At 72.6% G+C, this 11,797-nt stretch carries 10 protein-coding genes; 4 read left to right on the top strand and 6 right to left on the bottom strand.

The window, feature by feature from the left end; genetic code table 11:
- Positions 1-17: 17 nt before the first annotated feature.
- From mug to ACWDRB_RS02880, 5 genes are read right to left on the bottom strand one after another with little or no spacing between them, the layout of a single operon-like run.
- A complete protein-coding gene (gene mug / locus ACWDRB_RS02900; RefSeq protein ID WP_449891612.1) occupies positions 18-515 on the bottom strand; it encodes a G/U mismatch-specific DNA glycosylase in 498 nt (165 codons plus the stop codon).
- Positions 516-525: 10 nt separating this feature from the next.
- Positions 526-1,926: a sugar porter family MFS transporter gene (locus ACWDRB_RS02895; RefSeq protein ID WP_355194410.1), complete on the bottom strand. Its 1,401-nt coding sequence runs from the start codon at positions 1,924-1,926 to the stop codon at positions 526-528.
- Between the two features lie 49 nt (positions 1,927-1,975).
- Positions 1,976-4,483, bottom strand: coding sequence for a polynucleotide kinase-phosphatase (locus tag ACWDRB_RS02890; protein WP_449891611.1), 2,508 nt, complete (start codon positions 4,481-4,483; stop codon positions 1,976-1,978).
- The gene (locus ACWDRB_RS02885; protein ID WP_449891610.1) at positions 4,422-5,921 is read right to left on the bottom strand and encodes a 3' terminal RNA ribose 2'-O-methyltransferase Hen1; all 1,500 of its coding nucleotides are present in this window, start codon (positions 5,919-5,921) and stop codon (positions 4,422-4,424) included. Before ACWDRB_RS02885 ends, ACWDRB_RS02890 begins: the two co-directional genes overlap by 62 nt.
- A gap of 44 nt (positions 5,922-5,965) precedes the next feature.
- The gene (locus ACWDRB_RS02880; protein WP_449891609.1) at positions 5,966-6,880 is read right to left on the bottom strand and encodes an LLM class F420-dependent oxidoreductase; all 915 of its coding nucleotides are present in this window, start codon (positions 6,878-6,880) and stop codon (positions 5,966-5,968) included.
- A gap of 145 nt (positions 6,881-7,025) precedes the next feature.
- Between ACWDRB_RS02880 and ACWDRB_RS02875 the strand changes: the two genes are divergently transcribed.
- From ACWDRB_RS02875 to ACWDRB_RS02860, 4 genes are read left to right on the top strand one after another with little or no spacing between them, the layout of a single operon-like run.
- Complete coding sequence (locus tag ACWDRB_RS02875; protein ID WP_449891608.1) at positions 7,026-8,009, top strand: hypothetical protein; 984 nt, start codon at positions 7,026-7,028, stop codon at positions 8,007-8,009.
- 51 nt (positions 8,010-8,060) lie between these two features.
- On the top strand, positions 8,061-9,179 hold the full coding sequence (locus ACWDRB_RS02870) for a sensor histidine kinase (protein ID WP_449891607.1): 1,119 nt from the start codon (positions 8,061-8,063) through the stop codon (positions 9,177-9,179).
- Complete coding sequence (locus ACWDRB_RS02865; protein ID WP_449891606.1) at positions 9,176-10,267, top strand: sensor histidine kinase; 1,092 nt, start codon at positions 9,176-9,178, stop codon at positions 10,265-10,267. Before ACWDRB_RS02870 ends, ACWDRB_RS02865 begins: the two co-directional genes overlap by 4 nt.
- On the top strand, positions 10,264-10,863 hold the full coding sequence (locus ACWDRB_RS02860; RefSeq protein ID WP_192786541.1) for a response regulator transcription factor: 600 nt from the start codon (positions 10,264-10,266) through the stop codon (positions 10,861-10,863). The genes ACWDRB_RS02865 and ACWDRB_RS02860 overlap by 4 nt, the downstream gene beginning before the upstream one ends.
- Before the next feature lie 15 nt (positions 10,864-10,878).
- On the opposite strand, the gene ACWDRB_RS02855 is transcribed toward ACWDRB_RS02860, so the two are convergent.
- Positions 10,879-11,784, bottom strand: a complete 906-nt coding sequence (locus ACWDRB_RS02855) for an LLM class flavin-dependent oxidoreductase (RefSeq protein WP_449891605.1) — start codon at positions 11,782-11,784, stop codon at positions 10,879-10,881.
- Between the last annotated feature and the right edge of the window lie 13 nt (positions 11,785-11,797).

The raw sequence follows: 11,797 nt of genomic DNA, 5'->3' as shown, positions 1-11,797 counted from the left end.
TAAGCCAGGCAGGCCGATCAGGCCAAGTGGCCGCGCAGCCGTCCCATCTCGTCGGCGATGGTGGCCAGGGTCCAGTGGGCGTTCAACCCGCTCGGGTTGGGCAGCACCCACACCCTGGCCCCACCGACGAGCTCCTCCTGAGGGCCGATGCGGGCCTTGGGGCGGGCGAAGGCCATGCGGTACGCCGAGATCCCCAGCACCGCGAGGAACGCCGGCGTCGCGGCCGCCACCTTCGCGGTCAGGGCCAGGCCGCCCTCCACCAGCTCCTCCCGGGTCAGCTCCGACGCCTTGGCGCTCGGGCGGGCGACGATGTTCGTGATGCCCAGGCCGTACGAGGGGAGGAGGTGCTGCTCGGCCGGGGCCAGCAGGCGCGGGGTGAAGCCGGACAGGTGCAGCGCGGGCCAGAAGCGGTTGCCGGGCCGGGCGAAGTGGTGGCCGGTGGCCTCGGACATGAGGCCGGGATTGATGCCGCAGAACAGCACGTCGAGCTCGGGGGCCAGGACGTCGTCGATCACGTGCCGGAGATTAGCCCATCTCTTCGAGTTTGCGGCCCTTGGTCTCGCGCACCCACCTGACGACGAACAGGAACGACAGCACCGCGAAGAACGCGTACATGGCGTAGGTGAGCGGCAGGTTCCAGGCCGCCATCGCCGGGAACGTCACCGTGACCGCCCAGTTCGCGATCCACTGGGCCCCGGCGGAGACGCCCAGGGCGGCGGCGCGGATGCGGTTCGGGAACATCTCCCCCAGCAGCACCCAGACCACCACACCCCAGGACAGGGCGAAGAACAGCACGAACACGTTGGCCGCCACGAGCGCGATCAGCCCCTGCGGGTCGGGCAGCGTGACCGTCTTGCCCACCTCCCTGGCCGCGCTGAACGCCCACGCCGCGGTGGCCAGCGAGACCGCCATGCCCGCGGAGCCGATCAGGAGGAGCGGCTTGCGCCCGATCCTGTCCACCAGCGAGATCGCGATGAACGTGCCCACGATGTTGATCATCGAGCTGGAGAAGCTGATCAGCAGCGAGGCGCTCTGGTTGATGCCGACCGACTGCCACAGCACTGACGAGTAGTAGAAGATCACGTTGATGCCGACGAACTGCTGGAAGACCGACAGGCCGATCCCGATCCAGACGATCGGCAGCAGCCCGAGCGCGGGCCCGCGCAGGTCCTTCAGCCCCGGCACCCGCTGGGTGCGCAGCACGTGCTGGATCGCCGCGATGTGGGCCTCGATGTCCACGTCCTCGGGCTCGATCTCGGACAGCACCTCGCGGGCCCTCCTGGTGCGCCCCGACATGATCAGGTAGCGCGGCGACTCGGGGATGATCAGCGCGAACGTCAGGTAGAACAGGGCGGGCACGACGCAGGCGCCCAGCATCCACTGCCACGCCTGCAGGCCCCAGAGGGGGTTGTTCACGTTGCCGCCGGCCAGCTGGACGATCACGTAGTCGACGAGCTGCGAGACCGCGATGCCGAGTACGATCGCCAGCTGCTGGAACGAGCCCAGCCGTCCCCGGTAGGCGGGCGGGGCCACCTCGGCGATGTACGCGGGCCCGATCACCGACGCCATGCCGATCGCGAAGCCCGCGATCACGCGCCAGAACGCGAGGTCCCAGATGGCGAACGGCAGCATCTGACCGATCGAGCTGACCGCGAACAGCAGCGCCGCCACCTGCATCGTCCTGGTGCGCCCCAGCCGGTCGGCCAGCCCGCCGCCCGCCCACGCCCCCACGGCGGACCCGAGCAGCGCGATGGCCACCACGAACCCGATCTCGACCGGCCCCACGTGGAAGTACTTCTGGATGCCGACGACGGCGCCGTTGATCACGGCGCTGTCGTAGCCGAACAAGAACCCCCCGATGGCCGCGGCCGCCGTGATGAAGATGACGTGGCCGAGGTGCTCGTGGTGCGCGAACTTCGTTGCCATGCAGGTCCTTCCCCGTGGTGGGGGACATACCCGCAGGTCATGGCGTTAGTCAGAGCCGGGGATCCACAGGCTCCGACTCCAGGGCCAGCACCGCGAAGACCGGCTCGTGCACCCGCCAGGCCGCCTCGCCGTCCGCCAGCCGCGACAGCGCCTCCAGCCCCAGCGCGTACTCGCGCAGCGCCATCGAGCGCTTCTTGCCCAGGAAGCGCCGGCGCAGCACGTCGAGCGACTCGGTGTAGTCGGGGCCGTAGATGATGCGCAGGTATTCGCGCCCGCGCACCTTCACCCCGGGCTGCACCCGCCCGGGAGCGTACGCGGCGGGCTTGACCACCATGCCCTCGCCGCCCGCCGCCGTCAGGGACTCCCACCACTCGGTCGCCGAAGCCCTCGACCCGGGCGAGTCGAGCGTGACGGAGACGTGCCGGGTGGGGGCGATCAGCGGCGAGTCGAGCAGCGCCAGCGTGGACAGGTGCCAGGCGTGCGGCTCCAGCGCCGTGGCCCGCCCCTCGCAGGCGAGGATCTGGAACGGCGCCACCCGGATGCCCTCCAGGCCGTCGACCGGCCAGCAGTAGCGTGCATAAGCGTCGCGGAACAGGGCAGCGTTGTCGGAGCGGCGCCGGGTGCGGGTCAGCAGTCCGCCCACGTCCATTCCCCGCCCGGCCGCCGCCTCAAGGGCCGCGACCGCCTCGGGCAGCGCGGCGCGGGCGGCCGCACCGACGGAGGCGTACTGCGAGCGGATCAGCTCGCCGGCCTTCGCCGACCAGGGCAGCAGCTCGCAGTCGAGCACCACCCAGTCGGAGTCCAGCTCCGCCCAGAGCGGCTCGCACGCCTCGCGCAGCCGCGCGACCAGCGGCGCCGTGTCGTCGAAGAACGGCCGCCCGGTACGCGTGTAGACGGCGCCCGTGCTGCCGTCCGTCACGCCGAACCTGGCCGCCGCCACCTCCGGCGTCCTGGCCAGCACGGCGACGGCCCGCGAGCCCATGTGCTTCTCCTCGCACACGACCTCGCGCACCCCGGCGGCGGCGAACTCCTCGAACGCCTCGTGCGGGTGCTCGAGGTAGCCGTCCAGCCGGGACGTCTCCGGCGGCGCCATGGTGGGCGGCAGGTAGACCAGCCAGCGCGGGTCCACCGCGAACCGGCTCATGACCTCCAGGGCCGCCGCCGCGTTCTCCTCCAGGACCTTGACCCTGGTGCCGAACCTGGTCTCGACGTGCCGGGTGCCGATCACGTCGTTGATGTCCAGCATGCCGGGATCGCGGGCCGATCCGGTGCCGAGGGGCTTGGCCGGCTCGTACCAGACCTTCTCGGCCGGGATCTGGACGATCTGCCGCTCCGGGTAGCGCAGCGCGGTCAGGTGGCCGCCGAAGACGCAGCCGGTGTCGAGGCAGATCGTGTTGTTCACCCACTCGGGGCGGACCGTGGGGGTGTGGCCGTAGACGACCATCGCCCGGCCGCGGTACTCGTCGGCCCACGGGTAGCGGACGGGCAGGCCGTACTCGTCGGTCTCGCCGGTCGTGTCGCCGTACAGGGCGAACGCGCGGACCCGGCCCGAGGCGCGGCCGTGGTAGGCCTCCTTCAGGCCCGCGTGCGCGACCACGAGCCGGCCGCCGTCGAGGCGGTAGTGGCTGAGCAGGCCGTCCATGAACGTCCTGGCCCGCTCCACGAACTCCGGCTCCTGCGCCGCGAGCTGGTCGAGCGACTCCTGCAGACCGTGCGCGACCGTGACCTTGCGGCCGTTGAGCGCGCGCACCAGCTTCTGCTCGTGGTTGCCGGCCACGCAGATCGCGGTGCCGGCCTCGACCATGTCCATCACCAGGCGCAGCACGCCGGGGGTGTCGGGCCCGCGGTCGACCAGGTCGCCGACGAACACGGCCGTGCGCCCGTCCGGGTGCGTGAGCCCCTCCCAGCCGAGCCTGCGCAGCAGCGTCTCCAGCTCCGAGCGGCAGCCGTGGATGTCGCCGATGATGTCGAAGGGGCCGGTCAGCTCGGTCCTGTCGGACCAGGCCCTCTCGTACGTGATCTCCGCGTCGTCGATCTCGTCGAGGCCGCGCAGCACGTGGACCCGCCGGAACCCGTCGTTGGAGATCTTGCTCAGCGAGCGCCGCAGCTCCTTGCGCTGGCGGATGACCACGCCGGGGCCGAAGTCGCGGTCGGGCCGGGCGGCGTTGCGCTCGATGGCCACCTCCTCGGGCGCGTCGAGCACGATCGCGTCGCACAGCACGTCGTACTTCCTGGCGAGGTCGAGGAGGCTCCTGCGGGCCGCGTACTGGACGTTGGTGGCGTCGACCACGGTGAACAGGCCCCTGGCCAGCCGTACGCCGACGATGTGGTGCAGCAGGTCGAACGCCGCGGGCGTGGCCGACTGGTCGTTCTCGTCGTCGGAGACCAGGCCGCGGCAGAAGTCGGAGGAGATGACCTGCGTGGGCTTGAAGTGCTTCCTGGCGAACGTCGACTTGCCGCTGCCCGAGACGCCGACGAGCACCACCAGCGAGAGCTCAGGAACGCTGATCACGGGTGAACACTCCCATCTGGGTCGGCGGGCCGACCTCGGGGTCATCGTCGCCGACCGGCGCGAAAGCGACCTGGTAGCCGTACTCGCCGGCGACCCTGGTGGCCCAGGCGGCGAACTCGGCGCGGGTCCACTCGAAGCGGTGGTCGGGGTGGCGCAGGCCGGTCAGGAACTCGTAGCGGACGTTGTGCTCGACGTTGGGGGTGGTGACGAGCACATGCTGGGGCCGGGCGCGGCCGAACACGACGCGTTCGAGCGCGGTCAGGCGCGGCGGGTCGACGTGCTCGATCACCTCCATGAGCACCGCGGCGTCGTAGCCGGACAGTCGCTTGTCGGTGTACGTGAGCGCGCCCTGGAACAGGGTGAGCCTGGCGCGCTTGCTGTCGGGCATGCGGTCCAGCCGCAGCTTGCGGGCGGCGATGGTGAGCGCCATCGACGAGACGTCCATGCCGCCGACCCTGGCGAACCTGGGCCTGGCCAGCAGCGCGCCGACCAGCTCGCCCTGGCCGCAGCCCAGGTCGATCACGCTGACCGCGCCGAGCTCCTCCAGCTTGGCCAGCACCGCCTCGCGCCGCCGGAGGTTCAGCGGCTTCGCCTTGGGCGCCTGCTGGGTGGCCTCATCTTGGGCGGCCTCCTCCTGGGGAGCGTCGCCCTGGGCCTCGGCCTCCGCGGCGGCAGCCTCGTCGGCGGCGGTCTCCCCGGCGGGCGCGTCCTCCTCGACCGCGGGCTCGAGCTCCTCCTCGGTCTCGTCGCCCAGCTCGGCCAGGCGCGCCAGCGCGGTGCGGGCCAGCGCCCAGCGCCGCCCCAGGTAGCGCCGGGTGATCAGGCCGCGCTCCGGATGCCCGGCCAGCCAGCCCTCGCCGGCCCTGATCAGCTTGTCGACCTCGTCGGGCGCGATCCAGTAGTGCTTGCCGTCGTCCAGCACCGGCAGCAGCACGTACAGGTGGTTGAGCGCGTCGGCGAGGCGCGCCGTGCCGCGCAGGGTGAGCCGGACGTAGCGCGAATCGCCCCACTCGGGGAAGCCCTCGTCGAGCGGCAGAGCCTGCGCGTCCACCTCCCACCCGAGCGGCTCGAACAGCCTGGTGGCCAGCTCGGGGCCGCCCCGGCAGGGCAGCGCGGGCAGCCGCAGCTCCAGCGGCAGCGGCGTGTCCGCCAGCTCGGGCCTGGCCGTGCACCGGCCCGCCCGCGCCGTGCGGAACACGTCGGCCAGCGCCACGGCCAGCAGTGAGGAGGCCGCGTAGGGGCGGTCGTTGACGTACTGCGACAGGCTGAAGTCGGGCGAGCTCTTGCCGCGCGACCTGACCAGCGCGATCGGATCGACTTCGAGCAGGAGCGCCGCCGTGCAGCGCTCCTCCTCGGCCTCGGGGTAGAACACCGTCGCCGTGCCGAACGACCGGCCGAACTCCTGCACGCGCCCGGGATGCTTGTGCAGGAGGAAACCCAGGTCAGTGGCGGGCCTCGCGGTGGTCGTGATCGTCAGCAGCACGCCCCAAGTCTGCCGTACCGCCACGAAGCGCCGCCAATGATTACTTACACGTGCGGAAGCACCTCAGCGGCGATCAGCTCCAGGTGCTCGAGGTCGTTCAGGTCCATGATCTGCAGGTAGACCGTCTCGGCGCCCAGCTCGGCGAACTTGCCGATCTTCTCCACGATCTCGGCCGGGGTGCCGCACAGGCCGCCCACGGGCAGGGTCTCGGGGTTCTCGCCGATGGCGGCCGCGCGCCGCTCGACCTCCGCCCGATCCGCGCCCACGACGGTCGTCTGCGCCACCGAGTACGTCAGTTCGCGCCCGGTCGTCTCGCAGGCCGCGCGCACCCGCGCGAACGCCTGCTCCGTGTCGGCCAGGGTGTGGAACGGGAGGTTGTACTCGTCGGCGTACGCAGCCGCCAGCCTCGGCGTGCGCTTGGCGCCGAACCCGCCGATGATGATCGGCGGCCTGGGCCGCTGGACCGGCTTGGGCAGCGCGGGCGAGTCGGCCACCCGGTAGTAGCTGCCCTCGAACGAGAAGCTCTTCTCCGCGGTCCACAGGCCCGTGATGATCTCGAGCTGCTCCTCGAACCGCCCGAACCGCTCGTTCTGCGGCGGGAACGGGATGCCGTACGCCGCGTGCTCGGTGTCGAACCAGCCCGTGCCGAAGCCGAGCTCGACCCGGCCGCCGCTCATCTGGTCGATCTGCGCGACGCTGATCGCCAGCGGCCCGGGCAGCCGGAACGTGGCCGGTGTCACCAGGGTGCCCAGCCGGATCCTCGAGGTCTCCCTGGCCAGGCCGGCCAGCGTGATCCACGCGTCGGTCGAGCCGACCCCCGGGTCGCCGGGGCCGATGCGCATGTAGTGGTCGGAACGGAAGAAAGCGTCAAAACCCAGTCGTTCGGTGGCCTGGGCGACGGTGAGCAGGTCGTCATATGTCGCGCCCTGCTGGGGCTCGGTGAAGATCCGCAGCTTCATGACGACATTATCCGCACACAACGGACGCGTGCCGGAAAAGGACCGCACAGCGGCTCGCGCGCTTGCTACCGTTCGAGTCAGCGCCGGAAAGTAGCCGAATGACCACGTGGGGTGGCCTATGCCGCGGCACAAGAGGGAGCCGGGCATGCTCCCGCGCCCGCTCGCGATCCTCGGGGCCCTCGCTCTCACCGGCGCCACCGGAGCGATCGTGCGCATGCTTCCCGCGGGTGCCACGCTCGCGCCGAGGCCGCCGGTGGTGAGGCACACCCCTGCCGTCCCGCCGCCGGTGGCGGTGGAGCCGCAGGCGGCGTTCGTGGAGTTCGTCGACACCGCGCGGGAGCCCGAGTTCGACCTGTCCAAGGAGACCCGGCGCACCGGTGTGCGCCGGTACGCGCTCGGCCACCTCGTCTCGGGCGACGACGGCTGCGCGCCCAAATGGAATGGCCCGTCCCAGTCCGACCCGCTCGATCCCGGCAAGAACCCCGTGGCCAACCGGATCGGCCGCCTCAGGGCGCTGGGCGGCGACGCCGCGCCCGTGTTCGGCGGCCCGGAGGGGCGGGAGCTGGCCGACACCTGCACCAGGCCGGGCGGGCTCGCGGCCGCCTACCGCAGGGTGGTCGGGGCGTTCGACGCCGACACCATCGACTTCGAGGTCAGCGACAGCCGGGACGAGGCCGCCGTGCTGCGCCGGGCGCGGGCCATCTACGCCATGCAGCGCGAGCGGCCGCTCCAGGTCAGCTTCACGCTGCCGCTGAAGTCGGACGGGCTGGGCTCCGGCGACGTGGCGATGCTGCGGGCCACCCGCCAGGCGGGCGCCGAGATCGGCACCGTCAACCTGCTGGCCGACATCGAGCCGCGGGGCGCCCCTGACGGCCGCCTGCGCCGGGTGGCGGAGGCCGTGCTGGCGGCCAGGGACCAGATCGCGCGGGCCCAGGGCCTGGACGACCCCGAGGAGGCGTGGCCGCACATCGCGCTCACCCCGGTGCTGGTGGGCGAGGGCGATCTGAACGAGGTCGACGCCCGGACCCTGGCCGCCTACGCCGCCCGCCACGGCCTGGCCTGGCTGTCGCTGCGCGGAGTCGCCCCGAAGCCGGACGTGTCGCGGATTCTTTGGCAGACCTCTCCCTGACTATAGGATTTCCGCGACGGGCGAGGTTTCCAGCGGCAGGGGGATGGCGTGATGGCGGCGCGTCCGGAGACGGCGCGAAAGATCCTGCTCTACTGGATGGACGCCGCGGTCATGCTCCTCGGCGTCATGTTCGTGGTGGTCATCGTCATCTACCTGGCGGACGGCCGGATCTCCACGCTCCACGCCGCGGCCGTCCTCACGTGCCTGCTTGTCTGCTTCGGCCTCTTCCCCTCCCTGCTCAGGGACGCCTACGACGCCAGGCCCCGGCCGACGCCGAAGCTGGTGGTCGCGGGGCTGTCCGCGGCGGTCGCGGTGGCGCTGGTGCCGCACCAGCCGCTGGAGAACGTGCCCACCTGGCTGGAGATCGGCGTCCTGTGGCTGTCGATCGCCGCCCTCTACCTGCCGTGGGCCGTGACCCTCTGCCTCGGCGTGGCCGTGGTCGGCCTGGCCGGCGGCTATGTCATGGCCGTGACCGGCGAGCCGTGGTACGGGGTGCTCGTCCCCGAGACGTTCAGCGCCGTCGCGCTGACGGTGGCCATGCTGGTCTGGCGCTGGATCTGGTGGACGATCAGGGACGCCCACGACAGCAAGGAGGCCAAGGCCCGGCTGGCGGTGTCGGAGGAGCGGCTGCGCTTCGCCCGTGACCTGCACGACCTGCTCGGGCACAGCCTGTCGGTGATCACGCTGAAGAGCGAGCTGGCCGCCAAGCTGGCGACCAAGGACGCCGGGCGGGCGGACGCCGAGATGGCCCAGGTGCACCGGCTGGCCGGCGAGTCGCTGGCCGAGGTGCAGCAGGCGGTGCACGGCTACCAGACGCTCGACCTCGACGAGGAGCTGGCCGGCGCGCGGGTGGCGTTGGAGGCGGCCGGCGCGCGCTGCCTGATCGACGCCAGGGCCGACGGGCTGTCGCCGGCCGCCCGGACGCTGCTGGCCTGGGCGGTCCGCGAGGGCACCACCAACGTGCTCAAGCACAGCGCGGCCACCCGCTGCGCGATCACGATCGACGGCGGCGTGCTCGAAATGATCAACGACGGCGTGGACGGGCACCCCTCCGCCTCCGGCAGCGGCCTGCGGGGCCTGTCGGAGCGGCTGGCCACGGCGGGCGGCTCCTTCTCCGCCCGGCCGACCCCGGCGGGCGAGTTCCTGCTGCGAGCGGCGGTGCCCGCGTGATACGCCGTGCGACGAAGCTGGACAAGATCCGCTGGGTGATCGTCTACTCGACCGACCTCATCAATCTGTTCTCCTTCTTCGGCTATTACGACCTCTATGTCCGCTGGCAGATGGGCGTGCCGTGGCCGGTGGTCCTGGCCGGCGTCGCCCTGCTGGTGGTCTTCAACGTGCTCGCGACGCGGCCGCACCGGGTGGCCATGAGGGGCGGCCGGCGGCCCACCGCGATCCTGGCGGTGACCGGCGTGATCATCCTGGTCATGTCCGTCGCCTTCTTCATGTGGGCCATCCCGACGTGGCTGGGCATGCTGGGGCCCTTCGTGCGCAGGCGCACCATCGTGATCCTGTCGGTCCTGTCCGTCGTGCTCTTCAACCTCTACGTGGCGCTGCAGGGCGCGCCCATCTGGGGCACGCTCCTGGTGCAGTCGGTGTTCACCGCCGTGAGCGTGGTCGGCGTGCTGACGAACCTGTGGCTCTGGCGGGTGGCCAAGGAGGCGTACGAGGGGCAGGAGGCGCAGGCCAGGCTGGCGGTCTCGGAGGAGCGCCTGCGCTTCGCCCGCGACCTCAACGACCTGCTCGGGCAGAGCCTCACCGACATCGCGGCCCGCACCGAGGGCGCGTCGCGCACGCTGCCGGTCGACCCGGCGGCGGCGGCCGAGGAGATGTTCGCGGTGCGCGACCTGGCCCGGAGGTCGCTGCGCGAGGTGCGCTCCGTCGTGCAGAGCTACCGGGCCGTCGACCTGGACGAGATGCTCGCCAGCGTGCGGGCCGTGCTGGAGGCGGCGGACGTACGATGCACCGTGCGCGCCGAGACGGGCTCGCTGCCGCCGGAGACCCGCACGCTGCTGGCCACCGTCGTGCGCGAGGGGACCACCAACGTGCTCAAGCACAGCACGGCCGGACGCTGCACGATCACGATCGAGGATGGAGTGCTGGAGATGTCCAACGACGGGGTGAGCGGGCCGGCGGGCGAGCACGCGCCGAACGGCCTGGCGGGGCTGGCCCAGCGCGTACGCGCGGTCGGCGGCACCCTGGAGGCCGCGCCGACGCACGAGGGCGGCTACCTGCTGCGGGCGGCGGTGCCGGCATGACGACCAGGGTGTTGCTGGCCGACGACGAGCACCTGATCCGGGGCGCCATCGCGGCCCTGCTGGACCTGGAGGAGGGCATCGAGGTCGTCGCCCAGGTGGGCAGGGGTGACGAGGTCGTGGCCGCCGTGGCCGAGCACCGGCCCGACGTGGCCGTGCTCGACATCGAGATGCCCGGCATGGACGGCCTCAGCGCGGCCGAGCAGATCAGCGCGCAGTGCAAGATCGTCATCCTGACGAGCCTGGGCCGCCCCGGCTACCTGCGCAGGGCCATGGCGGCGGGGGTGAGCGGCTTCCTCGGCAAGGACGCCTCGGCCGAGGAGCTGGCCATGGCGATCCGGAAGGTCCAGGCGGGCGGCCGCTATCTCGACGCCGAGCTGGCCGCCGCCGCGATGGCCGCCGGCGACAGCCCGCTGACCGAGCGCGAGCGCGACGCGCTGCGGCTGGCCGGCGACGGGGCCACGATCTCGCGGATCGCGGCCGAGCTGCACCTGACCGAGGGCACCGTACGCAACTACCTGTCGAGCGCGATGACCAAGCTCAACGCCCAGAACCGCCTGGAGGCCATCCGCACGGCCCAGCGCATGGGCTGGCTCTGAACCCGTCCGGGGACCTCACCGCAGCAGGTCGCGCACCTTCGCCAGCAGGTCCACCTGGGTACGCCAGTCGCCGCCCGCTATGCCGATGACCGCGTGGCCCGCCCCGGCGTCGCGGTAGGCGGCGAGCGCCTCGGCGGCCCGCTCCGGCGGGCCGGTGAGCGGGATCGGCAGGACCTCCTCCAAGGGGCGGCCGTAGGCGGCGGCGACACCTGACGCGATCTCCTTCCGCGACGGGACGCCGTCGCCACTCCCCAGGGCCGCCGTGCCGCCGATCGCGACGACCGGTACGGGACGGCCCCGGCCCGCGGCCAGCTCCGCGAGCCGGGCCCGGCCCTCGGCCACCTCCCGGGGCGGGACCAGGGACGGGAACCACCCGTCGCCGAGCAGCGCCGCCCGCCGGATCGCCGCCTCGGACGCGTTGCCGACCCACACCGGCGGCATCGTGGCGGCGGGCGCCAGCCGTACGGGCGGCTCGCCGGTCTCGTCCCGCAGCCGCGTCTCCTCGCCCGCCAGCAGCCGGGGCAGCAGGTCCAGGGCGGTGTCGGTACGCCGGCCGCGCGAGCGGTAGGGCACCCCCGCCGCGGCCCACTGCCCGGGACCGCCGCCCGAGCCCACACCCAGGACGAGGCGGTCGCCGGTGACGTGCTGCAGGGTCGCGATCTGCTTGGCGGCCCACGCGAGGGGCCGGATGGCGGGGACGAACACGCTCATCCCGACCTTGATCCGCCGGGTGCCCGCCGCCGCGGCGGCCAGGGCGATGGGCCCGTCCAGGGTCGGCCCGCCGATGGCCAGGTGGTCGCCGTGCCACACGCCGTCCAGCCCGGCGTCCTCGGCGTGCCGCGCGGCGGCCGGCAGGTCGATGCCGTCGCGCCGCTGCACGGAGACTCCCGGCAGGATGACGCCGATCGTGAAGCTGTTCATGCGCTCCACCGTG

The sequence above is a fragment of the Nonomuraea sp. NPDC003707 genome (genome assembly GCF_053587055.1).
Note: the sequence above shows the minus strand (reverse complement) of the source record. Positions and strands in the feature narration are given on the sequence as shown.

Coding starts and splice junctions, on each gene's coding strand:
- ACWDRB_RS02855 (WP_449891605.1), bottom strand. CDS start 11,784: ATGAACAGCTTCACGATCGGCGTCATCCTGCCGGGAGTCTCCGTGCAG.
- ACWDRB_RS02895 (WP_355194410.1), bottom strand. CDS start 1,926: ATGGCAACGAAGTTCGCGCACCACGAGCACCTCGGCCACGTCATCTTC.
- ACWDRB_RS02860 (WP_192786541.1), top strand. CDS start 10,264: ATGACGACCAGGGTGTTGCTGGCCGACGACGAGCACCTGATCCGGGGC.
- ACWDRB_RS02870 (WP_449891607.1), top strand. CDS start 8,061: ATGGCGGCGCGTCCGGAGACGGCGCGAAAGATCCTGCTCTACTGGATG.
- ACWDRB_RS02880 (WP_449891609.1), bottom strand. CDS start 6,880: ATGAAGCTGCGGATCTTCACCGAGCCCCAGCAGGGCGCGACATATGAC.
- ACWDRB_RS02890 (WP_449891611.1), bottom strand. CDS start 4,483: ATGACCCCGAGGTCGGCCCGCCGACCCAGATGGGAGTGTTCACCCGTG.
- ACWDRB_RS02875 (WP_449891608.1), top strand. CDS start 7,026: ATGCTCCCGCGCCCGCTCGCGATCCTCGGGGCCCTCGCTCTCACCGGC.